At 41.2% G+C, this 26,680-nt stretch carries 24 protein-coding genes; 5 read left to right on the plus strand and 19 right to left on the minus strand.

Going from position 1 to position 26,680, the window contains the following annotated elements:
• The first annotated feature begins 139 nt into the window (after nucleotides 1-139).
• Nucleotides 140-559: a hypothetical protein gene (locus tag KIP84_RS14705; protein WP_014205905.1), complete on the plus strand. Its 420-nt coding sequence runs from the start codon at nucleotides 140-142 to the stop codon at nucleotides 557-559.
• A gap of 48 nt (nucleotides 560-607) precedes the next feature.
• Here KIP84_RS14705 and KIP84_RS14710 read toward each other — a convergent pair whose 3' ends face one another.
• Entirely contained in the window at nucleotides 608-1,369 is a 762-nt protein-coding gene (locus KIP84_RS14710; RefSeq protein ID WP_017399772.1) for a ferredoxin--NADP reductase, read from the minus strand.
• Between the two features lie 86 nt (nucleotides 1,370-1,455).
• Here KIP84_RS14710 and gigC point away from each other — a divergent pair, with 86 nt between their 5' ends.
• Complete coding sequence (gigC, locus tag KIP84_RS14715; RefSeq protein WP_002120024.1) at nucleotides 1,456-2,340, plus strand: LysR family transcriptional regulator GigC; 885 nt, start codon at nucleotides 1,456-1,458, stop codon at nucleotides 2,338-2,340.
• Between the two features lie 19 nt (nucleotides 2,341-2,359).
• On the opposite strand, the gene KIP84_RS14720 is transcribed toward gigC, so the two are convergent.
• The 15 genes from KIP84_RS14720 to ndhC form a co-directional block, all read right to left on the minus strand.
• Nucleotides 2,360-2,653 (minus strand): cold shock domain-containing protein, encoded by a 294-nt coding sequence (locus KIP84_RS14720; RefSeq protein WP_005803269.1) that lies wholly within the window; start codon nucleotides 2,651-2,653, stop codon nucleotides 2,360-2,362.
• Nucleotides 2,654-2,769: 116 nt separating this feature from the next.
• Nucleotides 2,770-3,405, minus strand: a complete 636-nt coding sequence (gene upp, locus KIP84_RS14725) for a uracil phosphoribosyltransferase (RefSeq protein WP_002120045.1) — start codon at nucleotides 3,403-3,405, stop codon at nucleotides 2,770-2,772.
• Between the two features lie 100 nt (nucleotides 3,406-3,505).
• Nucleotides 3,506-4,999, minus strand: a complete 1,494-nt coding sequence (gene nuoN, locus KIP84_RS14730) for an NADH-quinone oxidoreductase subunit NuoN (protein ID WP_002120035.1) — start codon at nucleotides 4,997-4,999, stop codon at nucleotides 3,506-3,508.
• A 2-nt stretch (nucleotides 5,000-5,001) separates the two neighbouring features.
• The gene (gene nuoM / locus KIP84_RS14735) at nucleotides 5,002-6,600 is read right to left on the minus strand and encodes an NADH-quinone oxidoreductase subunit M (RefSeq protein ID WP_002120006.1); all 1,599 of its coding nucleotides are present in this window, start codon (nucleotides 6,598-6,600) and stop codon (nucleotides 5,002-5,004) included.
• Between the two features lies 1 nt (nucleotide 6,601).
• A complete protein-coding gene (nuoL, locus tag KIP84_RS14740; RefSeq protein ID WP_213688814.1) occupies nucleotides 6,602-8,491 on the minus strand; it encodes an NADH-quinone oxidoreductase subunit L in 1,890 nt (629 codons plus the stop codon).
• Nucleotides 8,488-8,796, minus strand: coding sequence for an NADH-quinone oxidoreductase subunit NuoK (gene nuoK / locus KIP84_RS14745; RefSeq protein ID WP_000529822.1), 309 nt, complete (start codon nucleotides 8,794-8,796; stop codon nucleotides 8,488-8,490). The genes nuoL and nuoK overlap by 4 nt, the downstream gene beginning before the upstream one ends.
• Nucleotides 8,796-9,314 (minus strand): NADH-quinone oxidoreductase subunit J, encoded by a 519-nt coding sequence (nuoJ, locus tag KIP84_RS14750; protein WP_213689855.1) that lies wholly within the window; start codon nucleotides 9,312-9,314, stop codon nucleotides 8,796-8,798. The genes nuoK and nuoJ overlap by 1 nt, the downstream gene beginning before the upstream one ends.
• Nucleotides 9,314-9,856, minus strand: coding sequence for an NADH-quinone oxidoreductase subunit NuoI (gene nuoI / locus KIP84_RS14755; RefSeq protein ID WP_002120012.1), 543 nt, complete (start codon nucleotides 9,854-9,856; stop codon nucleotides 9,314-9,316). The genes nuoJ and nuoI overlap by 1 nt, the downstream gene beginning before the upstream one ends.
• 18 nt (nucleotides 9,857-9,874) lie before the next feature.
• Nucleotides 9,875-10,891, minus strand: coding sequence for an NADH-quinone oxidoreductase subunit NuoH (gene nuoH / locus KIP84_RS14760; protein WP_004703499.1), 1,017 nt, complete (start codon nucleotides 10,889-10,891; stop codon nucleotides 9,875-9,877).
• A gap of 3 nt (nucleotides 10,892-10,894) precedes the next feature.
• Nucleotides 10,895-13,579, minus strand: a complete 2,685-nt coding sequence (gene nuoG, locus KIP84_RS14765) for an NADH-quinone oxidoreductase subunit NuoG (protein WP_005803272.1) — start codon at nucleotides 13,577-13,579, stop codon at nucleotides 10,895-10,897.
• Nucleotides 13,580-13,590: 11 nt separating this feature from the next.
• The gene (gene nuoF, locus KIP84_RS14770; RefSeq protein ID WP_002120030.1) at nucleotides 13,591-14,922 is read right to left on the minus strand and encodes an NADH-quinone oxidoreductase subunit NuoF; all 1,332 of its coding nucleotides are present in this window, start codon (nucleotides 14,920-14,922) and stop codon (nucleotides 13,591-13,593) included.
• On the minus strand, nucleotides 14,919-15,428 hold the full coding sequence (gene nuoE, locus KIP84_RS14775) for an NADH-quinone oxidoreductase subunit NuoE (RefSeq protein ID WP_002120040.1): 510 nt from the start codon (nucleotides 15,426-15,428) through the stop codon (nucleotides 14,919-14,921). The genes nuoF and nuoE overlap by 4 nt, the downstream gene beginning before the upstream one ends.
• Before the next feature lie 13 nt (nucleotides 15,429-15,441).
• Nucleotides 15,442-17,229, minus strand: a complete 1,788-nt coding sequence (gene nuoC / locus KIP84_RS14780; protein WP_002120052.1) for an NADH-quinone oxidoreductase subunit C/D — start codon at nucleotides 17,227-17,229, stop codon at nucleotides 15,442-15,444.
• An 84-nt stretch (nucleotides 17,230-17,313) separates the two neighbouring features.
• On the minus strand, nucleotides 17,314-17,991 hold the full coding sequence (locus KIP84_RS14785; protein ID WP_002120034.1) for an NADH-quinone oxidoreductase subunit B: 678 nt from the start codon (nucleotides 17,989-17,991) through the stop codon (nucleotides 17,314-17,316).
• A 6-nt stretch (nucleotides 17,992-17,997) separates the two neighbouring features.
• Nucleotides 17,998-18,549: an NADH-quinone oxidoreductase subunit A gene (gene ndhC, locus KIP84_RS14790; protein WP_002120061.1), complete on the minus strand. Its 552-nt coding sequence runs from the start codon at nucleotides 18,547-18,549 to the stop codon at nucleotides 17,998-18,000.
• Nucleotides 18,550-18,974: 425 nt separating this feature from the next.
• Between ndhC and KIP84_RS14795 the strand changes: the two genes are divergently transcribed.
• Both KIP84_RS14795 and KIP84_RS14800 read left to right on the plus strand, forming a co-directional pair.
• Entirely contained in the window at nucleotides 18,975-20,393 is a 1,419-nt protein-coding gene (locus tag KIP84_RS14795; RefSeq protein WP_044424824.1) for a sensor domain-containing diguanylate cyclase, read from the plus strand.
• 92 nt (nucleotides 20,394-20,485) lie between these two features.
• Complete coding sequence (locus tag KIP84_RS14800) at nucleotides 20,486-20,839, plus strand: hypothetical protein (RefSeq protein ID WP_002120022.1); 354 nt, start codon at nucleotides 20,486-20,488, stop codon at nucleotides 20,837-20,839.
• 21 nt (nucleotides 20,840-20,860) lie between these two features.
• Here the strand turns inward: KIP84_RS14800 and bfmS are convergent, their stop codons facing one another.
• Genes bfmS through KIP84_RS18875 form a run of 3 tightly spaced genes read right to left on the minus strand, consistent with a single transcriptional unit; the run spans nucleotide 20,861 to nucleotide 23,438 of the window.
• A complete protein-coding gene (bfmS, locus tag KIP84_RS14805; protein ID WP_213064558.1) occupies nucleotides 20,861-22,510 on the minus strand; it encodes an ATP-binding protein in 1,650 nt (549 codons plus the stop codon).
• A 32-nt stretch (nucleotides 22,511-22,542) separates the two neighbouring features.
• Nucleotides 22,543-23,259 (minus strand): response regulator transcription factor BfmR, encoded by a 717-nt coding sequence (gene bfmR, locus KIP84_RS14810; RefSeq protein ID WP_000076440.1) that lies wholly within the window; start codon nucleotides 23,257-23,259, stop codon nucleotides 22,543-22,545.
• Nucleotides 23,256-23,438: a hypothetical protein gene (locus tag KIP84_RS18875; protein ID WP_031944149.1), complete on the minus strand. Its 183-nt coding sequence runs from the start codon at nucleotides 23,436-23,438 to the stop codon at nucleotides 23,256-23,258. The genes bfmR and KIP84_RS18875 overlap by 4 nt, the downstream gene beginning before the upstream one ends.
• A gap of 353 nt (nucleotides 23,439-23,791) precedes the next feature.
• Here KIP84_RS18875 and KIP84_RS14815 point away from each other — a divergent pair, with 353 nt between their 5' ends.
• Nucleotides 23,792-26,626 carry a ribonucleoside-diphosphate reductase subunit alpha gene (locus tag KIP84_RS14815; protein ID WP_002120003.1) on the plus strand — a complete coding sequence of 945 codons (2,835 nt, stop codon included), beginning with the start codon at nucleotides 23,792-23,794 and terminating at the stop codon, nucleotides 26,624-26,626.
• Nucleotides 26,627-26,680 lie beyond the last annotated feature (54 nt).

The following is a 26,680-nucleotide window of genomic DNA, read 5'->3' on the forward strand; positions in this document are numbered from 1 at the left end:
TATTTAGCCATTTAAAATAATAACGAGTTATGCTCGAGCTTCTTTAATGTTCTATTTGTAATACAATATGTTTTAGCGCTTACTTTTTATAAAATAGGCTATAATAAGCCCCCTTGTTTTAAAGCTGCTCTATTTTATGATGTATCGTCAGCAAAACGTAACACTTGATCTCGACACTGACGTCACACATCAATGTTATATACATCAGACGAGAGACGAACATCTCATTGGTATTATTGAATTTAATAAACCAAGTTATGAACTCAAATGGGGTGATTTAGAGTATTTTCGTCGTCGTACTGAAGAATTTTCCGTCATGCCATTTCCTGACTGCATTAATGCCATGATTGTTGATATTCGTAATATCAATATTTTTCTAGACAATGATGTTCCGATTTTACCTTGGCGCTTACTAGAAGAAGACTGTCCTGTTCGCTTAGTCGTTCCACAAGATCGTTTGGAACATTATGCAGGTCTTTTTGAGCCAACTTGGCTTTCAACCGATGTAGACAGCGCAATTTCAGAAATTCGCGAATTTATGGATATGTTTGTCCACTAATAAACATATCCATAAAATTAATTATAAAGTTGTTTTCACCGCAATTTATTACCAGTAATTTTCTACCGCAATATTTCCCTCACCTCGACGGTTCATCGTCAAACCACGGCGTTTTAAAGCCTCTTTCGTGTCATCTACCATTTGCGGATTTCCGCAAAGCATGACGTGGCTCGTGTTAGGGTTCAGTTCTATACCAGCAGATTTTTCTAATTCACCATTTTCAATTAGAATCGGCAAACGATCATGCAATGGCGCAGATGGATCTCGAGTAATAATCGGAATAAATTTAAATCCGTTATGTCCTTCCCCAAAAGTTTCAGCAATCTCTTGAATACGATCAACGTAAGCTAACTCAGCTGCGGTACGGACACTGTAGACCAAATTAATTTTTTGATATTTAGACCATGTATCGAAGTCTTGTAGCATAGATAAAAATGGAGCTAAACCCGTACCTGTTGCCAATAACCATAAATCATGCGGTAAAGGTTGTTGATAGCGAGCTAAAGTCAAATAACCATAAGGTATTTTTTCTAAATACAGCTCATCTCCTACCTTTAAATGTTGAAGATTTGACGTAAATGCACCGTCTGGTACTACAATCGAAAAAAACTCAAGCGTTTCATCAAATGGTGATGAGACTACCGAATAAGCACGAACAACGAGTTCCTCTCCAACTTTTAGCCCAATACGTGCGAATTGCCCAGCTGTAAATTTAAAATGTGCAGGGCGAGTCATGGTGAAACTAAAAAGAGTTGGAGTCCAGCGGTGTACAGATAAAACTTTTTCTACGCTAAATTTTTCAATTGACATGATTTCAACGTGGCATGAAATAGTGCGCTCATGTTAGCATGACAGCCGAAATAATGAATACTTTTAAACGTTAAGGCTTTTTAAACATGCGCATGACATTACGCCAGTTGGCTGTTTTTGTAGCAGTCGCTCAAGAAGGAACTGTCACCAAAGCGAGTGATGCGGTCAGACTGACGCAAAGTGCAGCAAGTATGGCTTTAGCCGATTTAGAGGATGGTCTTGGTGCACCTCTATTTGATCGTTTAGGTAAACGATTACAGCTTAATGATTTAGGTCGTTTTCTATTGCCTCAAGCATTAGAAATATTAGGTCGCTGTGAAGCTTTTGAGCAAGCTGCAAAAGGTGAATTGCAAAGCATTGATTTACGTATTGGGGCCACTTTAACGATTAGTGATTACCTCATGCCAGATTTAATGGCAAACTTTTTACAGCATCACCCTAAAGCGCATTTGCAATTACAAGTGGGCAATACACGCCAAATGATTGAAGCAGTCAATCAATTCCAACTTGATTTAGCTTTAATTGAAGGCTCATGTCACTTACCTCAACTCCAATGTATTCATTGGCGTGATGATGAGCTTGCAGTTTGCTGCGCCCCAAATCACCCGTTAGCACGTTTAAATAGACCTCTAACAGCGCATGATTTTCTTCAAGTCGAATGGATTTTACGTGAAGAAGGCTCAGGAACGCGTGAAGTATTTGATAATGCGATATTGCAAGATCTGCCAGACGCGAATATTCGCTTAACCCTAGGTCACAATGAAGCAATTTTAAAAATCGTTGCTGGTGGTTTAGGTATGTCATGTATTTCTAAACTTGCCATTGAACCTTTAATTGAAAAGGGACAATTAGTAATTTTAGATACACCATTCTGGCAGCTTACCCGTCCGCTTTATATGCTGGTACATCGTCAAAAATATCAGGGTCCAGGTCTCAAAGCATTCTTACAATTCTGTGAAGATCAGGTTTAAAACCTGATCTTTTCATTGATTAGCGTCGAAAATTTGATAGCAATTCGCTTGTGATCGCTTTATTGTGATCTGCAATTTTATTTTTCTTGGTTTTCGCAGGATTCGGGTCAACACGCTCAATTTTGATCGCTTTAAATTTGCCCTGATTATCTGCGGCAAGAAATCTCACTTTTTCATTTCTTTTCGGTTCGCCCTCTGATGCAGGGAAATCAGAAATATGAAAGAAAATATCTCCTTCAGTAGTTTCAATAAAACCAAACCCTTTATCAGGGTTATATTGTTTTACCCATCCAGTATAAAACTCTTGCTTCATGATCTTTCCCCTACTTTTCCAATCCAGTCGTTGCAGTAAATAAAAAAGAGACTCACGATTCCGTTTTTAAAATTATACGGTTGAATGAAGTCTCTTTTTATTACGATTTCAAAAAATTAATCTTTTTGTACACTACCAAAAATTTTATCGCCAGCATCGCCCAAGCCAGGAACAATATAACCTTGTTCATTTAAGCCATTATCAATAGATGCCGTATAAATTTGCACATCCGGATGAGCCGCTTCAACTTTAGCAACGCCTTCAGGTGCAGCAACCAACACCATAACACGGATATCTTTACAACCACTTGCCTTTAACACATCAATAGCAGCAACTAACGAATTACCCGTTGCTAACATTGGGTCAATAATCATCGCAAGACGATTAGCCACATCCGGAACTAATTTTTTATAATACGTGCGAACTTCTAGTGTTTCTTCATTACGCTCAAGACCTAAAACACTCACCTTTGCACTTGGAATCAGATTAAGTACACCATCCAACATACCAATTCCGGCACGTAAAATCGGTACAATTGTTATTTTTTTACCAGCAATACGCTGAGTAGTAACAGTTCCAGCCCATCCATCAATTTCACAATCCACAACTGGCAAATCTTTTGTTGCTTCATAAGTCAATAACATAGTCACTTCCTGAGCAAGCTCACGGAAATTTTTAGTACTGATGTCAGCACGGCGTAACAAGCCTAATTTATGACGAATAAGTGGGTGACGAATTTCTTGAATGGCCACAGATGTTACCTAAAAATATAAAAACGTATTTATTATAATCTTTTTTTAACGCTCAATAAAAAAAAGCCTCCAGATTTGGAGGCTTTTTTGTACACCAGAATTACTGTTGTGAAAGCATGAAATGTAATGGAGATAAAATTTCTGCTTTTAGTGCCAAATTAATCATTGGATCTGGGTAGACACCCAAAATAATAACTAATGCTGCAGCAGCTAATACCATTAAACCACCCACTTTTTGTCCCCAATGAGCATCTGCATCAATACGAGGAGTTTCTGGTGGTGTCATATACATTACAACCATCACACGTAAGTAATAGTACAAACCGATACCACTACCCACAATAATCATTGCAGCTAAGAACCAGTGTTGAGTTGTTACAGCAGCCATTACCACCAAGAACTTACCAATGAAGCCTGCTGTTAATGGAATACCAGCCAAAGACAACATCATGACTGTTAAAGTTGCTGTAAGTACTGGACGACGCCAGAACAAACCACGGTAGTCTGCAAGGCTTTGTGCTTCATCTACGTTGTTATATGGGCTAGACATTAACGCTACTGCACCAAAGGCACCAATAGTTGTTAATACATAAGACACCACATATACAGTTACGCTACCCAAGCTCGCATAAGTCATGCTAATTAAAGCAATTAACAAATAACCAAAGTGAGCAATAGATGAATAACCAAGAATACGTTTTAAGTTAACTTGACGAACAGCGAGTAAGTTACCAACTAAAATCGACAATACAGCAATGATCGTCAAAATAGTTACTAACGAGTTCACCATCATTGCGCCTGAAGCAAGCATATAGCGCACGAACAAACCAATTGTTGCAACTTTAGCAGCAGTCGCTAAGAAAGTTGCCATTGGCGCTGGTGCACCTGCATATACATCCGGTGTCCATTTATGGAACGGCGCAAGCGACAATTTAAATGCAACAGCAAAGATAATAAGTGCTAAACCTAATAACACCATTGGCTGTTTGATTGCTTCAAATAATGCTTGTACAGAATCATAGAATGAAAGTGAACCTGTATATGCATAGATATATGCCATACCCATCAACAACATTGCAGAAGCTGTTGCTGAAAGTACAAGGTACTTAATACCCGCTTCAAGTGAGTTACTACGTTGATAAGTATAAGCAAGTAAGCCATATACAGGAATCGACATTAACTCAAGGCTAATGAAGAACGATGCATAGTGAGAGCTTGCAACCATCAACATTGCACCTGCTACTGAAGCAAGTAACAAAAGATATAACTCTTCGCGGTTGTCTTTATAAGTTTCGATGTAAGCATGAGACAAAGTACAACATGCCAATGCCGCAATCAAAATCATAAATTGATAGAACATGGTAAATGGATCAACCATAAACATGCCCATCACATTTGCCGGTACAAACTTACCGCCAAATACTGCAAATAAAATATAAAGTGCAGCAAGGTTTAAACCAACAACAGAAGCTGTTGCGATTAAATTATGATTACGCTTAATTGAAATTAACAGCATGACGACGATTGTTGTCAAAGCAACAATCATCACCGGAGCTAAAGGCATAAGCGTAGAAAATGATACTGTGAAGTTCATGATTATTGGATCTCCACATGGTCAAGTTGAGTAGCTGTTTGCTGAACAGTTTCAACGACTTCTTGTACTGGCACATAACTATTGACCAACCACTGCATGCTTGAATGAGATACATCCAAGAATGTTTGTGGGTAGATACCAAGCCAAACGAGACCAATCGCACAAATCATCAAAATACCAACTTCACGAGCAGATAAGTCTTTCAATGGACTAGTGTAATGTTGCTTTTGTTCAGGATTTGGTTCACCAAATAAAGCACGGTGAATCAAGATCAAGCCATATAAACCTGCAAATACAAGGCTGATAGAAGCAAGAATCGTGAAGACAGGATATTTATTAAATGAACCCATCAAAATCAGGAATTCACCAATAAAGTTACCTAAACCTGGTACACCTACAAGAGCAGCAACGAAGAACATCAAGAAAAATGGCAAGTACTGAAGCTGGCCACGAAGACCACCCATTAAACGTAAATCACGTGTATGTAAACGTTCGTAGATTTGACCAGACATAATGAACAATGCAGCTGATGACAAACCATGTGCCAACATCATGATCATTAGACCTTGGAAGGTCAAAATATTACCTGCATAGATTGCAAGTAAGATAAAGCCCATGTGTGAAATCGACGTATACGCAAGTAAACGTTTCATGTCAGTTTGCTGGTAAGCACACCATGCGCCGTAGAAAATACCAATCAAACCGAAAATAATCGCAATGTCTGCAAACTGTGCAGAAGCTGTCGGGAAGAATGGAATAACAAAACGAAGCAAGCCATACGCAGCTGTTTTAATCAAGATACCTGCTAAGTCTACAGAACCTGCTGTAGGAGCTTGAGCATGCGCATCTGGTAACCAACCATGTAATGGGAATACTGGTAACTTCACCGCAAAACCGATGAAGAAACAGATCATGAAACCATACGCTAGGCCTGCAGGTAAATGGTTAGCTACAGCTAATAAATAGTTGTAATCGAAACCGATCATGCCTGTCATCATGTAGCCATAAACTACAAGACCTAGGATACCGATTAACATCACTAGACCGGCAATCTGCGTGTAAAGGAAGAACTTAGTAGCAGCGTAAACACGTGAACGACCGTTTGAACCTTTATGACCCCATAACGCAATCAAGAAGTAGATTGGTACAAGCATCATCTCCCAGAAGAAGAAGAACAAGAACAAGTCAATCGCTAAGAATACACCGATAACGCCACCTAAACTCCATAATAGGTTTAAGTGGAAGAAACCAACGTTCTTTTGAATCTCACCCCATGAACAACCAACAGCAAGTACACCAAGTAACGCTGTTAATAACACCATGAGTAAAGATAAACCATCCACAGCTAAGTGAATGCCAATACCGAGTGATTGAATCCACGGTAAATAGAACTCAGCAGACCAAGTTGGGATTTTAGAACCCAACTCGTAGCTATAAGTTCCACTTTGCCAAAGTGCAAGACCTAAGCCCAAAGTAATGAGCATACCAATTAAGGCAATCCAGCGTGGCAAAGTTTTGTCGAGCTTATCGACTAACCAACAAATAAAACCGGCAATGAACGGAACAAGGATCAGCGCGGGTAAAATTAAATTGTTTTCCATTTTATTTCCCCACTACCTGAATAACGATCAAGATCATCAATAACACCACTACACCGAGTGACATGCTTGATGCGTATTCACGCAATGAACCTGTTTGACGTGAGCTTGTAAAACTGTTTCCGCCTTTCACGAGTGCAGGAAGAACTAACCACAAACCGTCAATCGGATCACGGCCAAAGATTTTGGCGAAGAATAAATAAGGTTTAACAAAAACGATGTCATACAATGCATCAAAACCAAAAGCAGTACGGCAAATATGTGCCAGACCTGCGCCCAAACTTGTTTGAGCAAATGATTTCACTGCACCATAAGCAAATGTAAATAATGCTATACCAACAACTAGACCAACTAGTGCAATACCTACTGCTAAGTGCTCTGCCCCATGCATGCCTTCTACAAATTGTTCAGCAACATGGAATTCAGGGATTTTTGCAGTATTCAGAATACCTGCTACCGGTGCTTTTAATGCCGCACCAACAAAAGTAGACAATACAGCTAAAATACCCAATGGAGCCCAGTAAGTTGCACCTTTAATTTCATGGTAAGGCGTGTTTTCTTGACCAAAGAATACAACCCAGATTAAACGGAATGTATAGATTGAAGTCAAGAATGCACCTGCTACACCCACCCAATATAAGGTGTGATATAAAGCAACTGATTGACCTTGTACCCAAACTTCACCAAGAATCGCATCTTTAGAGAAGAAACCAATAGTCAAGAATGGAATCGCTGCTAATGCACCGCCACCAATCGCGAAACAAGCAAACAGGAATTTGTTACGTTTGAACAAACCACCCATTTTGAAAATGTTTTGCTCGTGGTGATAAGCCAGAATGACCGCACCAGAAGACAAGAATAATAATGCCTTAAAGAATGCGTGAGCCAACATATGGAACAAGCCAGCTTGATACGCTTCCGCACCTACAGCCATAAACATATAGCCAAGCTGACTCATTGTTGAGTAAGCCAAGATACGTTTGATGTCTGTTTGTACAAGTGCAGCAAAACCTGCAACTAACAAAGTTACCGCGCCAGTTACCGAAATGAATTGCATCACTTCAGGAGCAAGTTCAAATACGCTGAATAGACGGCAGCATAAGTACACACCAGCCGTTACCATTGTTGCAGCGTGGATTAATGCAGAAACAGGTGTTGGACCTGCCATCGCATCTGCCAACCATGTTTGCAATGGAATTTGAGCAGACTTACCAGCAGCACCCAAGAACAACATTAATGCAGTCCAGATTGTAAGTGACGAACTCTTCGTCATTACTTCTGCTGCGTGTTCAACGATGTACTGAGTATTCAGCGTACCAAATTGTTGGTAAAGCAAGAATAAAGCAATAAGCAAGAATACGTCACCAACGCGGGTCACTGTAAACGCTTTGATCGCAGCCCAACCATTTGCAGGGTTTGCATAATAGAAACCGATCAGCAAGTAAGAGCAAAGACCTACGCCTTCCCAACCCAAGAATAACAACGCTAAGTTGTCACCTAATACAAGCACAAGCATGCTAGCAACGAACAGGTTGAAATAAGAGAAGAAACGCGCATACCCCTCTTCACCACGCATGTACCATGATGCAAAGATGTGGATTAAGAAACCAACACCCGTGATCATACCCATCATGAGTAAAGATAAGCCATCTAAATGTAAGCTAATGCCCGGAGCAAAACCGCCAACATTGAACCATGTCCACAAGTTTTGAACAAAAACTTGCTGACCACTCGTGGTAAATTCCATTCCAGCAATGAGTGCAAATAATGCAGATAAACCTACAGAACCTACACCAATAACTGCTGCAACATTTTCAGAGAGTTTGTCTCGTCCTGCCGCCAATAAAATAAAACCGATTAGCGGAAATAATACTGTTAAATATAAATAACTCATCCGCGCATCTCACTAGCAGCATCCACATCCAAATGATGGAAGCGATGATAGAACTGAAGGACAATCGCAAGACCGATACATGCCTCTGCTGCTGCAAGGGTCAAAATCAAGATGAACATCACTTGCCCATCTGGTTGTGCCCATACGCTACCCGCAAGAACAAATGCCAATGCTGCAGCATTCATCATGATTTCAAGGCTCATTAACATAAATAATAGGTTGCGTCGCACCATTACACCGTAAAAACCGAGTGCAAAAAGGATGGTTGCAACAATCAAACCATGTTCTAAAGGAATCTGGCCCATTATTCTTTTTCCTCTTCTGCACCTGGTTCACGTTTACCTAAGTGGTATGCTGCAACAAGGGCTGCTAGCAATAACATCGCGGCAACTTCAACCAATAATAAATAGTGAGTAAAGAGTGCTTGACCAACTACTTTTGGTCCAATCACTTGTGCCCCAAGCGGTGCTGAAATACTGGTGTATTCACCACCAAGCATCCAAACTAAAAGCAAGCCGAGTAAGAAACTCATGAGTGCTGGATATGCCCAAGCATCTGAAGAAAGCCATTTACGTTCTTGTTCAACGGTGTGTTGACCTAAGTTAAGCATCATCACCACGAAGACAAACAGAACCATAATTGCTCCGGCATAAACAATGATTTCAAGAGCACCTGCAAAAGGCGCCCCCACGATCATGAAAATACCAGCAACAGCAAGCAATGAAACAATTAGACTAAGTAGAGCGTGTACAGGGTTCGTGTTAGTCACTACACGAACCGTAGAAACAATGGCCACGAGTGCCATCAAATAAAACGGCCACATCATGGTAATAGACTCCGTACATCGATTGGTGCACTTTCTTTTTGTGCTTGACCTTTCTCTTTACCGTTAATTGCCATACCCGTTACACGGTAGAAGTTGTAGTCTGGGTATTTGCCCGGACCTGAAATGAGTAAGTTTTCTTTCTCATAAACAAGGTCTTGACGTACATATTCGCCTAATTCGAAGTCTGGTGTGAGCTGAATCGCAGTTGTTGGGCATGCTTCTTCACACATACCGCAGAAAATACAACGTGAGAAGTTGATACGGAAAAACTCCGGATACCAACGACCATCTTCTGTTTCTGCTTTTTGTAGTGAAATACAGCCAACCGGACATGCAACCGCACATAGGTTACATGCTACGCAACGCTCTTCCCCATCAGGGTCACGCGTTAATACGATACGGCCACGAAAGCGTGGCGGCACAATCTGTTCAGCCGGAACTTCTGGATATAAAATCGTGTCACGTTTACGCGTTGCATGGCTGAACACCATGAGTAACGTACGTACAATTGATCCGAATCCAGCTAGAAATTTATACATTTTGTACTCCCTGCTGTCCTAGGCCTGATTCATCAGAATCACAGCACCAGTCACTAACAAGTTGACCAACGCCAATGGCAAACAAATTTTCCAACCAAAGTTCATGACTTGGTCATAACGCGGACGCATTAAAGAACCACGTGCCAATACAAACATCATTACAAAGAATGCTGTTTTAATCACAAACCAGAATACTGGTGGAACAAATGGAATTTCTAAATTGAATGGCGCTAACCAGCCACCAAAGAATAAAGTCACGATCAATGCAGAGATTAGTACTACGTTGACATATTCAGCAACGAAGAACATACCCCATTTCATACCGCCATATTCAACATGGTAACCTTCTGCCAATTCTTGTTCTGCTTCTGGTTGGTCAAATGGATGACGGTGAGTTACCGCAACACCAGCAACTACGAAAATCAAGAAACCTAAGAATTGCGGAATGACAAACCAAACATCACGTTGTGCTTCAACAATTTCACGAAGGTTAAATGAGCCTGCAATTGCAACCACACCCATTAATGAAATACCCAAGAACACTTCATAAGAAATGGTTTGAGCAGCTGAACGTAAACCACCAAGCAACGAGTATTTGTTATTTGAAGCCCAACCACCAAACAATACTGCGTAGACAGCAATACCAGCCATTGCCATGAAGAACAATAAACCGATACTCATGTCGGCAACACCCAGTGAAGGACTCACTGGGATTACCATGAACGAAAGAACCGCTGTTGCCATTGCAACAGCTGGTGCTAAACGGAATGTAAGTTTGTCAGCAAACTTTGGTGTCCAGTCTTCTTTGAACATGATCTTGAGCATGTCGGCAACGATCTGGAACATACCACCAGGACCAACACGGTTTGGACCATAACGGTCTTGCCACCAAGCAAGTAAACGACGCTCAATAAAAGACATCAACGCTGCAACTAAAACTACAACAAGCAAAATCACAACTGCTTGAACGACAGCATAGGCAATCGGCCAGTTCTCAGCCCAAAGTGGCGTTTGACGTATAATTTCTTGATTCATGAATTACACTCCTAATGCCACTGAAACAGGCTCAGCTAGCGACACCATTGGTGCTAAACCAACTGGGTAACCAATATAACCTGTAGGTAAATATTCAATTACTTGTACCGGCAAGCTTACAGTCGTTTCGCCTGCTTTTACTGTAATGCGTTGACCTTCTTGAAGGTTCAAACGAGTTGCATCTTGTTCGCCAACTGCAAACACAGCTTCAGGAATACGAGTTTCCATTGCAGGTGTTTTAATGGTGAATTCGCCAGAACCAAAAATATGGTGCATTGGAACTAAGCGGAAACTTTCAGGATTTGCAACTACTGGCACTGGAGCAACGTAGCTACGTGCAGGACGTTTTGCCAAGCGATCGAATAAACGAACACCAGAATCACCACCTTTTAAGTGACCACCGACTTCATCTTGGTATTTGTTCCAAGATTGTGGAGAGTTCCAACCCGGAGCCCATGCAAATGGTACTAATGATGATGCTTTTTGCGGACCAACATAACCTTCCATTGAGAATGTTAATGCTGAATCTGGATCAGTAGGCTGTTTAGGTTCATGAACCGATAACGGCGCACGCATTGCTGTACGACCTGAATAACGACGTGGTTCACGCGCGATTTTCAAGCCATGTACACGGTAACCCGCATCAGGTGCAACATCTTGGATAGCTTCGAGTACTGGTACATTTTTCACGATGCTTTCAATTACATCGTCAAGTAATGTCCAATCTACAGCCTTACCTTTAATGCCAGTTTCAATGGCATGTAACCAGCGCCATGATTCTTTAATTGCATATTCAGGCTTGTAGTAACTTGGATCGTAAACTTGATAGAAGCGCTGTGCACGACCTTCTTGGCTTACAACAGTACCGTCACCCTCTGCAAAGCTTGCTGCTGAAAGAACGATATCAGCCTGTTTCACAGTTTCAGTTTCACTGTGATCAAGCACGATTACTGTTTCAGCTTTATCTAATGCAGCTTTTACTTGTGCAGCTGGTAAGCGACGGAACAAGTCATTTTCAACAATAACCAGTGTGTCGTAGTCTTGAGCAAAAGCTTGTTCAAGGCTTAAACCACCGAACAATGCCAAGCCCATAGAGTTCACTTCAGGAACTACAAGACTTAAACCAGCTTTAGAACCTAAGTTCTGAGTCAACTGTGCTGCAGCTTCCATAATAGAAGCATCTTGCAAGCTTGTACCAGCAATAATTAATGGTTTGTTTGCTGCTTTTAGAGTGTCAGCAATGGTTTGAGCAAATGCTTTTGCATCTTCATCTAAACCACTTACAACTTCACCATTCACTGCCGCAGCAACTGCAAAGCCTAAACGTGCGATGTCATTTGGAGAAGCAACCACTTCACCAGTTGCAACGTCAGCAAGACGAGTTTGAGTTGCAGCTAAAATGTAAACCGGAGATTTTGCTTCTTGGCCAATACGTTGTACAGGCTCAGCTAACCAATCTGGTGTACGTGTTTTTGCAGCCATTTCGCGTGCTTTGTTTTTCGCAGCTTGGCGAACAGACAATGCCATGCGAGGTGCAGTTTGAGTCAGATCTTCACCTAAGATCAGAACAGCATCATAGCTTTCAATTTCACGCATATTCGGGTTGTAGATACCCTCGGTTTGCATGATAGATGCAGCAAGTTCAACAAGCTTTTGCTCTTTTTGTGCAATACCAGTTGAATAATTTGCCTGACCTACAAGCTCACGTAATGCGTAGTTAGATTCCAAGCTTGCACGAGGAGAACCAATACCCAAAACTTTTTTGCCTTGAAGCTTAGCAATCGCTTGATCTAGAGCTTGGTCGACAGAAACAGTTGCAACAGTTTCACCATTACGGAACTGAGGCTGACGTGGACGGTCTGCACGGTTTACATAACCTGTGCCAAAACGACCTTTGTCACAAAGGAAGTATTGGTTAACCGAACCATTAAAACGGTTTTCTACACGACGGATTTCACCATAACGTTCACCTGGAGAAATGTTACAACCAGAAGAACAGCCTTGACACACGCTTGGTGCATACTGCATGTCCCACTTACGGTTATAACGCTCTGAATGAGTCTTATCAGTGAATACACCTGTTGGACATACTTCAGTCAAGTTACCAGAGAATTCAGACTCTAAAGTACCTGATTCCGGACGACCAAAGTAAACACGAGATGCATTGGCATATACGCCAAAGTCTGTACCGCCCGCATAGTCTTTGTAGTAACGAACACAACGGTAACAAGCAATACAGCGGTTCATTTCATGCGCAATGAATGAGCCGAGTTCTTGGTTGTAATGCGTACGTTTTGTAAAACGGTAGCGACGACGGTCATGACCCGTCATTACAGTCATATCTTGTAAATGACAGTGACCACCCTCTTCACAAACTGGACAGTCGTGTGGGTGGTTGGTCATCAAAAATTCAACAATAGATGCACGGAAATCCGTTGCTTCTTTGTCTTCAATTGAGATATAGGTATTGTCAGATGCTGGAGTCATGCAAGACATGACTAAACGACCACGCGTATCTTCTGGATTCGCATATTGCGTAACAGCACATTGACGGCAAGAACCAACCGAACCTAAGGATGGATGCCAACAAAAATATGGGATGTCGATGCCCAGACTCAAACATGCTTGTAGCAAGTTTTCCGAGCCGTTGACTTCATACGATTTTCCATCGACATGAATTGTAGCCATAGTCGAATTCCTTAAGCTTGTTCTACGTTGCTGGTTTGCACGACAGGACGATTCGTCACTTTCGCTTCAAACTCACCACGGAAATGTTTGAGTGCGCCCATAAGCGGCTCCATCGCACCTGGTGCGTGGGCACAGAAAGTTTTACCAATCCATAATTTACGAGTTAGTTCTTGTAAATGGTCGATATCTTCTTTCTTACCTTCGCCTGCTTCAAGTGCTTTAAGCGCTTTAACAGCCCATGGCAAACCATCACGACATGGTGTACAGAAACCACATGATTCACGCGCAAAGAATTCTTCTAAGTTACGAGTGAGCGATACCATACATTGGGTTTCATCTACCACCATTAACAAACATGTTCCCAAACGAGAACCTGCTTTCATAATCGTGTCTGCATCCATTGGTAAATCAATGGTATCTGCTGGTAAAAAGTCAGTTGAAGCACCGCCCGGTAACCATGCTTTGAGCTTTAAGCCCTCACGCATACCACCTGCATGATCTTCAATCACTTCACGCGCAGTTGTACCAAATGGCAACTCCCAAAGACCAGGGAATTTAACTTTACCCGATGCACCATAAATTTTAGTGCCTGGATCTTTTGATTTACCCGCTGACAAGCCGATATACCACTCTGGTCCACGAAGCATGATTGCTGGCAAGTTGTTATAAGTTTCAACGTTGTTCACAATCGTCGGACGGCCCCATGCTCCAGCAACTTGCGGGAACGGTGGCTTAGTACGTGGGTTAGCACGACGGCCTTCAAGCGAGTTAATCAATGCAGTTTCTTCACCACAGATATAACGCCCTGCACCCGTATGTACATGCAGATCAAAATTCCAGCCAGAACCTAAGATATTTTCGCCTAAATAACCTTTAGCACGAATCTGTTCTAACGCTTCATTTAGATATTGAGCAGCCTCGATGTATTCACCACGGATAAAGATATAACCTTGAGTTGCTTCTAAGGTATAACCCGCAATTAACATCCCTTCGATCAATTGATGTGGAAGTTTTTCCATCAACAAACGGTCTTTAAAGGTACCCGGTTCCATTTCGTCTGCATTACAGATCAAGTAACGTGGACCACCATCATTTGGTGCCATCAATGACCATTTAATACCCGCTGGGAAACCCGCACCACCACGACCTTTTACAGTTGCAGCTTTAATGACATCTAACACTTCAGCAGGTTTCATGCCTAAAGCTTTTTTAAAGCCAGCATAGCCTTCTAGTGCTTCGTAATCATCAGCACTACGTACCGCTTCTTGTTTGCTTAAACGCCAAGTGAGCGGATGAGTTTCCGGATTACCGTCGCCATAAATTGGTTTTGGTTCAGTATTCATACATACTTCTCCAATAACTGTTTAATTGATGTCACTTCGACTAAACCGTGAGTATCTTCATCAATCATTAAAGTTGGGCCTTTGTCGCAGTTGCCTAGGCAGCAAATTGGAAGCAATGTAAAACGACCATCTGGTGTCGTTTGACCATACTGAATTCCTAATTCACGCTGGAATGCTTCAGCAAGAGTTTCTGCACCCATTAAGAAGCAAGCAATTGAGTCACAAAGCAAAATTACGTGACGACCTACCGGATGGCGATAGATACGGTTGTAAAATGTTGCAACTCCTTCCAAATCAGCAACACTCATCGACAACAACTGTGCGATGGCATTCATTTGAGCGTCATCTACCCAACCATTACGGCGTTGTACACACTTCAATGCATCCAAAGAGGCTGCACGAGGGTATGGATAGTGACCAATGTGATGTTCGATTTCGTGAATTTCTTCCGCAGTCAAAATCCCTTCGACATTCACACGTGGTTTTTTATCAGTCAAAATCATCATTATGTGTTACCTCTTAGCGATCCACGTCAGCCATAACCACGTCAATGGTCGCCAGATAAATGATTAAGTCAGATACTAAACTTCCGTTAATCACTGAAGGCATTTGCTGTAAGTGAGTAAACGTCGGTGTACGAATACGAGTACGATAACTCATGGTCGCTTTATCTGAAGTCAAGTAATAAGTACTTGCACCTTTAACCACTTCAGTCATAAATGATGACTCGCCCGCTGGCATGACAGGACCCCATGAAACGCTCAAGAAGTGCGTAATCAAGGTTTCAATATCTTGTAATGTCTTATCTTTCGGTGGTGGAACAGCCAATGGATGATCCGCTTTGTATGGACCAGAAGGCATGTTATCCAAGCACTGTTGAATAATTTTTAGCGACTCGGTAATTTCACGGAAGTGAACAAGCACACGTGCATATGCATCGCCTTCATACTCAACCGGCACATCAAAATCGAAGTTTTCATAGCCGCTGTATGGACGATATTTACGTACGTCAAAATCGATACCTGTTGCACGTAAACCAGTACCAGTTACACCCCATGCGAGTGCAGATTTGGCATCGTATTGTGCAACATTACGCGTACGTCCAATAAACACAGAGTTTTTCAATGCCGCTGTGTAATATTCGTTTAAGCGTTTAGGCATCCACTCTAGCAATTCTTTAACAAGCTTTTGCCAGTTGTTTGGAAGATCGTGTGCTGTACCACCAATACGGAACCATGCTGGATGCATACGGTAACCCGTGATTGCTTCGACAATGTCGTAAACTTTTTGACGGTCTGCGAACATATAGAATACTGGTGTCATACCACCGGCATCCTGAATTGCCGTACCACAGAATAACAAGTGGTTATTGATACGGAACAACTCGTTCAACATGACACGAATCACTTGCGCACGCTCAGGAACTTTAATACCTGCCATTTGCTCTACAGCCATCACATACGGCATGTTTTGAGCACAACCACCTAAGTAGTCAACACGGTCAGTATAAGGAATGAAAGAATGCCATGTTTGACGTTCAGCCATCTTTTCCACACCACGGTGGTGATAACCGATATCAGGTACACAGTCCTTCACTTCTTCGCCATCTAACTGCAATACAACACGGAACGCACCATGTGCAGATGGATGGTTAGGACCCAAGTTCAAGAACATGAAGTCTTCATCAGCGTTACCACGCTTAAGACCCCAGTCTTCAGGTACAAAACGTAAGTGCTCTTGTTCAAAGTCTTGTTTCGCTTTGTCTTGCATGTACGGCGTATATTCTGTCGCACGTGCTGAATATTCTTTACGAAGCGGATGACCTTCCCAATAGGTTGGCAACAAAATACGACGGAGCATTGGATGCCCTTCGAAATTGATACCGAACATATCGTAAGCTTCACGTTCATACCAGTTGGCATTTGGCCAGATATTTGTCGCTGTCGGAATGTTTAGATCATTTTCGTTCAAGGCAACCTTGATACGAATGTCACTATTACGCTCAAGCGATAATAAATGATAGAACACAGTGAAGTCAGATGCTGGTAAACCATCACGATGAACACGTAAACGTTCATCCATCGCAGATAAGTCAAACAGCATTACATACGGACGTTCCACTTTACGCAGGAACATAAGGACTTCTTGCACGCGTGCGCGCTCGACCCAGACTGTTGGAAACTCTTCAAAAGTCGCCTGCACGTAAAAGTTCTCACCAAATTTGGTTTTGAGCTCTTCTACGATTGCAAATGCTGGGCGTGAATCAACTGCTGTTGACTCTGGCATAGCAATGTCAGTTTCAGCCATTGGCTTGGCTTCCTATTTAATACAAATTCTGTCAATTTTCTCGATGAACATATCAGTTAGATATGTCAAAACACCGTCAAAAAATTATTTAATCTCATCCATAGAGCGTAAGTTTTTAACGGCAATACGCTCTGCATTCTTACGGTCACGTTCTGGCATCATCTTTGGCTTATATACTGGCTGAAGATCATCACCGATCACGGCAGAAAGCGGGCGTCGCTCTAATTGAATCTGGTCTTGTAAAAGCATTAAAGCTTGAATTAATGCTTCAGGACGAGGCGGACAACCTGGGACGTACACGTCAACAGGAATAATTTTGTCTACACCTTGTACTACTGAATAGATGTCGTACATACCTCCAGAGTTTGCACAAGCACCCATCGAAATGACCCATTTAGGCTCTAACATCTGTTCATACAGACGCTGAATAACTGGTGCCATTTTTACGAAACAGGTACCTGCAACAATCATCAAGTCAGCCTGACGAGGTGAAGCACGGATAACCTCTGCACCGAAACGTGACAAGTCATGCACACCTGTTAAGGTCGTTGCATATTCGACGTAACAACATGAGGTACCAAAGTTAAATGGCCACAAAGAGTTTTTACGTCCCCAGTTTACTGCTGTATGCAAGACATCCTCTAAACGAGTCATGAATACGTTTTTATTCACTTCCTCTTCAAGCGGATCCGTCACAATTTGACGTTCTTGCAATGGGTATTGATCAGCATCCGGATTCGCGCGGGTCAGAGTATATTTCATCCCGACTTACTCCTTTTCAGATGACAATGCAGGTGTAGTTTTTGACTTAACACGACCTGATGATTGAGCTGGAATCTGGCCTGTAGGGTCAGTTACGAGCTCTTCAATAGAATTAAAGCGTGTAATTTCAGCAATGTTCATTGTTGGTGAACCGATTTTAACCGCCTCACCTGCTGATTTACGGCGATCTGCTGGTGACCAACTTAAAGCACCTACAGAGAAGGCATAAACAAGCGCAATCAATAGATCAACGACAAAGATCACTACAGTGGTATATCCCAACCACCCTACTTCACGCACAGAAGTAGACCATGCATAGAGGTAAAGCGCCTCTAAGTCGAAGACAACAAAGAAAATTGCAACTAAATAGAACTTTGCAGACAGGCGAATGCGAGCGCCACCAGCACTCACGACACCTGATTCAAACTGCTCTTGCTTAGCACGTCCCCACGATTTTCCCCCGAGGAGTAAGGGAACTGTGAGCATAAAGACGCAAAGAAATGTAACGCCGATCACGAAGGCGATAATCGCCCAGTCGTATGGAGTAATGGCACTCATGCGGGGATAACTCCTGGCAGGCCTATTATTTAACAAAGAATGTATGTATTGGCCTTCAAATACACCAAACACAAAATTAATCCCGCCAATTGTACCTGATTTCTAATTTCCCATGCTAGTTGAAGCGTCTTAGTCTTTCGGATGATTTTCTAGACAAAACTATTCATCTATGTGTTGTAAGGGGGGTTTCACCGCACATAATCGGTTTATTTAATTGTTTCTTTATTTATGATGATTTTTTTCATTTTTTAATTTTAGAATATTTACACAGTTGAAGCGCTTATTAACTTTTTATAACTTACTTTTTTATAATATTAGTTTGTTTTTTATTGTATTCAGCTTCTCCTCTGAATTATGATGAATGTTTAATCATGCATAATATTTTATTACTCTTGGATAAGAGTATTTATCATTAAGGGCAGCTGATGCCATACTCACTTCGTGAATTTTCATTTCTCTCCTTTTTAAAATTTTTTCTCCTATTTAGCTTCATTATTGCGACATGTTGTTTCATTGGCATTGCATCTCGCCCTTTAAGTTTTCTTGCATTCTTTTGGCCTGCCAATTCGGTTTTGCTCGGATTGCTTATTCGTTTTCCAATCACACGCCGACCAAGCGCATTTTTAGGTGCCTATATAGGATATGTGATTGCTGACTTATTTCAGGGCACTCCATTTGCCCTCACACTTGTTTTAACAACATCAAACTTTCTTTATGTTGTTACTACGTTTGCGCTCTATATGTTTTTTAATCAACATATTAAGGCGGCCTATCGCGGTTATTCCTACCTTTTTTTATTTGGATTATGCGGAATAGGTAGCGTAGTAGGTGCATTGTTTGCAGCAACTTTCGTGCCTATGTTTAATACCAAATTTATGATTGGTGGCTTGTTGGATGAGTTTGGTTACTGGTTCACTTCAGAACTGCAAAATGCCTTGCTTCTTTTACCTATCATATTGAACATTCCTCAATATAGTCAGGTTAAGCATTACTTTTCAAGAAATCGTGGCCTACAACCAACCGACCTTTTACCTTTTGGCGCTGTGCTTATTTCGATTGCTGCTAGCTATTATGACTCTGGCCCGGGTTCACTCCTCTACCCGATTGCTGCACTGATCTGGTGTGCTATTCGCTACAAACCTATTGTTGTTGCACTCATTACTAGCTTTACCAGTGCTTATATTATTTATCATGTCTCTGGCCATTACCTTTTGCTTTATCCAAACGAATATTTCAGCAATACGATCTCGATCCGAATTGGGTTAATTATGATGACGATTGCCCCACTTACGGTTTCTAGTATTAGTGTTTTGCATTCAGAGTTAATTCAAAAGCTTCAACATGCCATTGCACATGATGAACTAACTTCAAGCCTGACTCGACGCCAGTTTTTACAGTCGGTCAGATTACTTCAAGAAAAAGTACAAAAAGAAAATAAGACCTCAGCTTTTTTCATGCTTGATGTCGACCACTTTAAGCAAGTTAACGACAACTATGGTCATCAAATCGGTGATCGGGCGCTACAAACTTGTGTCACCACGATTCAAAATATTTTACATCCTCATGATTTATTAGGTCGCTTTGGAGGTGAAGAGTTTGCCATTTTTATTGCAGATACCACCAAGGAAAGTGCATTTGAACTGGCTGAACAAATTCGAATTAAAATTAGTCAGCAACCGATTTATATTTATGGAAAATTACCAATTTTTATACAGGTGAGTATTGGGATAAGCTTATATTCCCCATCTTCCCATCGAGCGATTGAAAGTTTATTTAAAGAAGCAGATGACGCTTTATATCAAGCAAAACGCCAAGGACGTAATCGAGTGTTTATCTCTTTATAACTTTTTCATTTCATCATCTAGTGTAATGAATTTTATACAATAACCTGTGTTTTGCCATGTATGCTAATAACAGATAATAAGGAGAAAAATGCATGACTCTAGAATATACGCATAAACCAAACTACTACTTGTTTGCACAATTACTGGTGCGACATATAGAAAGCTATATTCACAAACATCCAGATGCCAACAATGCAATTTTTGACTTGCGGGATGTCTATGAAATATTTAGACAGGATTTTGCGTCAACCACAACAAACCTAGAAGGTATTTTGCATATTGCAGATGAATATAAAATAGAAACGCTTAACGGCGATCAACCTCTTATTCAAAAATACCAGATTGATGCAAAAAACAATTCGTTACTGATCGATTTTAATTCCGATGCGTTAACCAGCTTAAGAAGCGGAAAACCTATTTTGGAACCAGATGCGACTCAACTATAAATAGATCAATAAAAAAGCACCTTATGAAGGTGCTTTTTTATTGGCTTTTAAAGGAGGCTGTTTAAAGCGTTTTGCTGGCCATGTCATGATAAAGCGGGCGCCACCCAAGGTTGGGCTTTCATCCACTTTAATTTCACCGCCAAACCAATAGGCAATACGGCTTACGATAGACAATCCTAAACCATAACCGCCCGACGCACGCGTACGGCTATCGTCTAGACGGGCAAAAGCTTCAAATACTCTTTTACGGTCTTGTTCAGGAATACCTGCGCCATCATCTTCAACACAAACAAAGGCCATACCATCGCTGTGGATACCACCGGTAATCCGAACTTTATTATCGCAATAACGAACCGCATTACCCACCAAGTTTTGAACAACACGATGTAAGTAGCGACGCTCAGCATCTACTTTTACATAAAGTGGAGGAGCAACAAGTTCAATTTCTTTTTGCGTTTTTAAAGCTTCGGTTTCAACTGCAACCTGATCTAACACATCAAATAAAGTAATTTCATCAAAATCTAATGAAGGTGTACCCTGCTCTAATTTTGCATAAGTCATGATTTCATCAATTAAGGTATTGAGTGCCTCAATATCTTTATCAATCATGTCGACCTGATGCATACGATGATTGTAGTCATCTTCTTCCGCCAACATCTCTGTACCAAAACGAATACGAGCAACAGGCGTTCTAAGCTCATGAGATACGGCTCTCATTAATTCACGCTGAGCCTCGATTAAGCGCTGAATATGATCAGACATGTTGTTATAACTTGATGCCAAGTTTGCCATTTCGTCACTTCCTTCGATAGGAACACGCAATGACAAATCACCCGACTTCATACGGTTTAATGCATAACGTACTTGGCGAATCTTACGCTCTAGCGGCAAGATCAACCCATAAACACCTAGACTCAGCAAAAACAAGCTAAATAAAGTAATCCCTGCTGAAAGCTGCAAAGGCATCCAGTTAAACATCGGAACCGGTCCAAGCACGAGAACCCGTGCAGGCTGATTCGGAATTGGAGAGACGATTGAAATAGTTGTTCCGCGAACTGTTGCACTGTCTTTGTACAACATGACGCTTTGGTCTTGGCGTAAACGACCAATTTGTTCAGAGTCCAGATTAACGTCTTGAATATTGTAGATATTAATTGGGTAAGAGAAATGCTTTTGAATCTTGGCAAGATATTCTTGTTCTTGCCCCGGATAAAACATTAGATAATCCAGTACAAAAATAGGGAGAGCCTTCATTTGGCGCTCCGTAATTTTGTCGACTTTTATAGATAAAAAGTGCTGGGGATCATCACGTAAGCCAATAATGATATACGCAATACTATTACTGGCATCGTAACGGACAACAGATTTTTGAGCTTCGATTCGTTTTTTCTCGGTACGAGATAACTCAACCTTACTTGCATCAGTATAATAAATTGGAAGTTCCAATAAATCTGACGCATCTGAAACCCAGTCTATTTTCTGTTGTTTCCCCGGTTGTCGAGCGACTCCCTCACTAATGACATAAGAGATACCATCAGTTAAAGATTCTCGGTATTCTTGTGCCCGTTGATAATTGATAATTTGTACAAGCAAATAACCAAAGACAGCAACCAAAACAACAAGAATTACCAGTCCCGCATATATTCGCAGGAATATACTGTGTTTAAACACTCGACCAACCTTATAGGAAGTTTATTCAGATCTTATAACCCATTGGTTTCTTTAACGAACAAGTAACCTTTACTACGTACAGTTTTAATACGTTTTGGATTTTCAGGATCATCACCAATTTTTGGACGAATACGTGAAATACGGACGTCGATTGAACGGTCCTGACCATCGTATTCGATACCACGTAAACGTTCGAAGATATCTTCACGCGATAAGATACGACCAGCATTTGATGCAAGCAACCATAATAGGTCATATTCTGCGCTAGTGAAGTCAACAAGTTCACCATTTAGCGTTACAGAACGACCGCCATTATCAATTACAAGGTCATCGAACTCGATACGTTGAGCAACTTCATCTTCTACAGTTTTATCTGTGCGACGTAATAGTGCACGGATACGCGCTAAAAGAACACGTGGTTGAACCGGTTTAGCAACATAGTCATCTGCGCCCATTTCCAAACCAAGTACCTGATCCATGTCTTCTGTACGTGCAGTCAACATCAGAATCGGTTGATGGTAATGTGGACGAACTTCACGGCAAACTGTTAAGCCATCGGCACCCGGCAACATGACATCCAAAACTACTAGATCTGGTTGTTCACTAATAATACGACGAATTGCACGGTTACCATCAGTTTCTACACCAACTTCCAAACCGTTGCGAATTAAATATTCTTGAGTTAATCGCGCTAAGCGCTCGTCATCTTCAACGATCAGAATCTTTGGTAACTTTTCTTCTTGGCTCATATCATTGCCCCTATAAATCTCGTTTCATGCATCTTAAAAATCTTGCAGATACATTCGTTTATCATTTGCAATATACACACGTTTACATTGTAAACAAGTAGGCGTTCACCAAACTGATACATGACCATCGTATTTTGTTGCATTTTATTAGCCTTTGAATTTTCACGTGTTTTTAAGATTTATTTATTGTTATTAAATTTCATATTCTATTCATATTTCCAATGTATGAATATTAAACAAATTATTTCTCTGTTTAGTTTAAATTTATTTAAGTGTTTGTTTTTTGAGTTATCCACAAAGTTATCTATAAGCGTTTTTTAACAGCTTTGCTATGCTATCTCCCATCAAATCATACAGATAAAAAATTACTAAAAAGTCAAGATTGATCTGCTATGAAAAATCCCGTATCTTGTGTTGAAAATAAACTTTAACTACTAAGTCTTGTGTTTATCCCTCAAATATCGTGGCATGTTTTTTGCTCGGTTCAAACGGTCTATGAACATAACAAAAGTGACAATGGAGCTATGCTGGCATGAGCGTAATTACTTCGACTCCCGGTCAAATTCAGGTGATTAAGCGCACTGGAGATGTTGCTGCATTTGATGCAGAGAAAATTTCAGTTGCGATTGGTAAAGCTTTTCTTGCTGTGGAAGGTCAACAGAGTTCGGATTCTAGCCGTATTCATGACCGTATTACCCAGTTGACGGAAATGGTCTTAAATACTTTTACTCGCCGTTTACCATCGGGCGGTACGATCCATATTGAAGAAATTCAAGATCAAGTAGAACTTGCTTTAATGCGTACTGGGGAACAAAAAGTTGCCCGCGCTTATGTGATTTACCGTGAACAACGTGCTAGCGCTCGTCAGCAAACGAACTCAAACCACCACCCTACTTTACAAGTTACCGACAAAAACGGTCAGCTTCAGCCACTTGATTTAAGTGCATTGCAAGCAACTGTTTCTAAGGCAGCTGAAGGTTTGGAAGGTATTGACGTTCAAGCCATTGTCGATGAAACCGTTAAAAACTTATATAACGGCGTAAAAGAAAGTGATATTGCCACTACAATGATGATGGCAACACGTACCCGTATTGAACAAGAACCTAACTACACTTACGTGACTGCACGTTTGCTTTGTAACGAATTAGTGAGCACTGGTTTAACGTTCTTAGGCTTATCAACAGACACACCTGAAAACAATGCACTTGAAGCATTCTTGAAAAAAGGTGTTGAGCTTGATTTGCTTTCACCTGACTTGCTTGACTTCGACTTAGAAAAATTATCAGCAGCAATTCAGCCAGAACGTTCTAATCAGTTCACCTATTTAGGCTTACAGACTTTATTTGACCGTTACTTCATTCACTCAAACGGCGTTCGCTTCGAATTACCGCAATTATTCTTCATGCGTGTGTCGATGGGTCTTGCACTCAATGAGCAAGATAAAGAAGAGCGTGCAATTGAGTTCTATAACTTATTGTCTAGCTTCGACTACATGGCTTCTACGCCTACCCTGTTTAACTCAGGTACATTACGTCCACAGCTTTCAAGTTGTTACTTAACAACAATTGGCGATGACCTTTATGACATTTATGGCGCTATGCGTGACAACGCAATGCTTTCTAAATGGGCTGGCGGTTTAGGTAATGACTGGACACCTGTTCGTGCCTTGAACTCTTATATTAAAGGTACTAACGGTAAGTCTCAGGGTGTTGTTCCATTCTTGAAAGTTGCGAACGATACAGCTGTTGCGGTAAACCAAGGTGGTAAGCGTAAAGGTGCTGTGTGTGCATACCTAGAAACTTGGCACTTAGACATCGAAGAGTTCTTAGAGCTTCGTAAAAACACGGGTGATGACCGTCGCCGTACTCACGACATGAACACTGCGAACTGGGTTCCAGACTTGTTTATGCAACGTGTATTTGAAGATGGTGAATGGACATTATTTACCCCTTCTGAAACTCCAGACTTGCACGACTTAACTGGTGCTGAATTTGCTGAGCGTTATGCTTACTATGAGTCTGTAGCGAAAGAAACCAACATGCTACACAAGAAAGTACGTGCTAAAGATTTATGGCGCAAAATGCTTTCTATGTTGTTTGAAACTGGTCACCCATGGATCACATTCAAAGATGTATGTAACTTACGTTCACCACAACAACATGTTGGTGTAGTTCACTCATCTAACCTATGTACTGAAATTACCTTGAACACAAATCAAGACGAAATTGCAGTATGTAACTTAGGTTCGATCAACCTTGTACAACACGTTCAAGGTGGTGTGTTAGACCGTGAGAAATTAGCTCGCACAATTAAAACAGCTGTACGTATGCTCGATAACGTGATCGACATTAACTACTACGCTGTACCACAAGCGAAAAACTCAAACTTGAAACACCGCCCGGTGGGTATGGGTATCATGGGCTTCCAAGATGCTCTATATGAAATGGGTATTGCTTACGGTTCAGACGCTGCTGTTGATTTTGCAGATGAATCAATGGAAGTGATTAGCTACTACGCGATTGAAACTTCAAGCAACTTGGCTGTTGAACGTGGTGCTTACTCAACATTCAAAGGTTCATTGTGGGATCAAGGCATCCTTCCAATCGACTCTTTAGAAATTGTTGCGAAATCTCGTCCAGAGCGCATGTTCGAAGTTGACCGTACTCAACGTTTAGACTGGGACACTTTACGTGCCAAAGTTCAAAAAGACGGTATGCGTAACTCAAACGTGATGGCGATTGCTCCAACTGCAACCATCTCTAACATTTGTGGTGTTTCTCAGTCTATTGAGCCAACATTCCAAAACTTATATGTGAAATCTAACTTGTCTGGTGAGTTCACTGTTATTAACCCATACCTTGTTCGTGCATTAAAAGAACGCGGTCTTTGGGACACAGTAATGGTTAACGACCTTAAACACTTTGAAGGTTCAGTACAAAAAATTGCTCGTATTCCTGAAGAATTAAAAGCAATCTTTGCTACTGCGTTTGAAGTAGATACACGTTGGATCGTTGATGCTGCATCACGCCGTCAAAAATGGATTGATCAAGCTCAGTCGCTTAACCTTTACATCTCTGGTGCAAATGGTAAGAAACTTGACATCACTTATAAGATGGCATGGTTACGTGGTCTTAAGACGACTTATTACCTCCGAGCTTTAGGTGCAACTTCTGCTGAAAAATCTACAATCAACACAGGTGCTTTAAACGCAGTTAAACCTGCGACTGTTGAAGCAGCGGCAGTTGCTGCCCCTGTTGTAGAAGCGAAGAAGCCAGAAGCAGCAGTTGAAGAGGAAGGCTTTACTCAAGCAGCTCCAGTACCAATGGCTTGTTCAATCGACAACCCTGATTGTGAAGCTTGCCAGTAATCACTGATTAGACAACTTATCCGTAGAGATCACTTATCACTAAGTGATCTCATA

Origin of the sequence: Acinetobacter sp. BHS4 (genome assembly GCF_018454425.1) — a bacterium.
GTDB classification, from domain to species: domain Bacteria; phylum Pseudomonadota; class Gammaproteobacteria; order Pseudomonadales; family Moraxellaceae; genus Acinetobacter; species Acinetobacter pittii.

Excerpts from the sequence above, each read along its gene's own strand:
- KIP84_RS14705 (WP_014205905.1), top strand. The coding sequence starts at position 140 with ATGTATCGTCAGCAAAACGTAACACTTGATCTCGACACTGACGTCACA.
- KIP84_RS14710 (WP_017399772.1), bottom strand. The coding sequence starts at position 1,369 with ATGTCAATTGAAAAATTTAGCGTAGAAAAAGTTTTATCTGTACACCGC.
- gigC (WP_002120024.1), top strand. The coding sequence starts at position 1,456 with ATGCGCATGACATTACGCCAGTTGGCTGTTTTTGTAGCAGTCGCTCAA.
- KIP84_RS14720 (WP_005803269.1), bottom strand. The coding sequence starts at position 2,653 with ATGAAGCAAGAGTTTTATACTGGATGGGTAAAACAATATAACCCTGAT.
- nuoN (WP_002120035.1), bottom strand. The coding sequence starts at position 4,999 with ATGAACTTCACAGTATCATTTTCTACGCTTATGCCTTTAGCTCCGGTG.
- nuoM (WP_002120006.1), bottom strand. The coding sequence starts at position 6,600 with ATGGAAAACAATTTAATTTTACCCGCGCTGATCCTTGTTCCGTTCATT.
- nuoL (WP_213688814.1), bottom strand. The coding sequence starts at position 8,491 with ATGAGTTATTTATATTTAACAGTATTATTTCCGCTAATCGGTTTTATT.
- nuoK (WP_000529822.1), bottom strand. The coding sequence starts at position 8,796 with ATGGGCCAGATTCCTTTAGAACATGGTTTGATTGTTGCAACCATCCTT.
- nuoJ (WP_213689855.1), bottom strand. The coding sequence starts at position 9,314 with ATGTGGCCGTTTTATTTGATGGCACTCGTGGCCATTGTTTCTACGGTT.
- nuoI (WP_002120012.1), bottom strand. The coding sequence starts at position 9,856 with ATGTATAAATTTCTAGCTGGATTCGGATCAATTGTACGTACGTTACTC.
- nuoH (WP_004703499.1), bottom strand. The coding sequence starts at position 10,891 with ATGAATCAAGAAATTATACGTCAAACGCCACTTTGGGCTGAGAACTGG.
- nuoG (WP_005803272.1), bottom strand. The coding sequence starts at position 13,579 with ATGGCTACAATTCATGTCGATGGAAAATCGTATGAAGTCAACGGCTCG.
- nuoF (WP_002120030.1), bottom strand. The coding sequence starts at position 14,922 with ATGAATACTGAACCAAAACCAATTTATGGCGACGGTAATCCGGAAACT.
- nuoE (WP_002120040.1), bottom strand. The coding sequence starts at position 15,428 with ATGATGATTTTGACTGATAAAAAACCACGTGTGAATGTCGAAGGGATT.
- nuoC (WP_002120052.1), bottom strand. The coding sequence starts at position 17,229 with ATGGCTGAAACTGACATTGCTATGCCAGAGTCAACAGCAGTTGATTCA.
- KIP84_RS14785 (WP_002120034.1), bottom strand. The coding sequence starts at position 17,991 with ATGAAATATACTCTGACCCGCGCGAATCCGGATGCTGATCAATACCCA.
- ndhC (WP_002120061.1), bottom strand. The coding sequence starts at position 18,549 with ATGAGTGCCATTACTCCATACGACTGGGCGATTATCGCCTTCGTGATC.
- KIP84_RS14795 (WP_044424824.1), top strand. The coding sequence starts at position 18,975 with ATGCCATACTCACTTCGTGAATTTTCATTTCTCTCCTTTTTAAAATTT.
- KIP84_RS14800 (WP_002120022.1), top strand. The coding sequence starts at position 20,486 with ATGACTCTAGAATATACGCATAAACCAAACTACTACTTGTTTGCACAA.
- bfmR (WP_000076440.1), bottom strand. The coding sequence starts at position 23,259 with ATGAGCCAAGAAGAAAAGTTACCAAAGATTCTGATCGTTGAAGATGAC.
- KIP84_RS14815 (WP_002120003.1), top strand. The coding sequence starts at position 23,792 with ATGAGCGTAATTACTTCGACTCCCGGTCAAATTCAGGTGATTAAGCGC.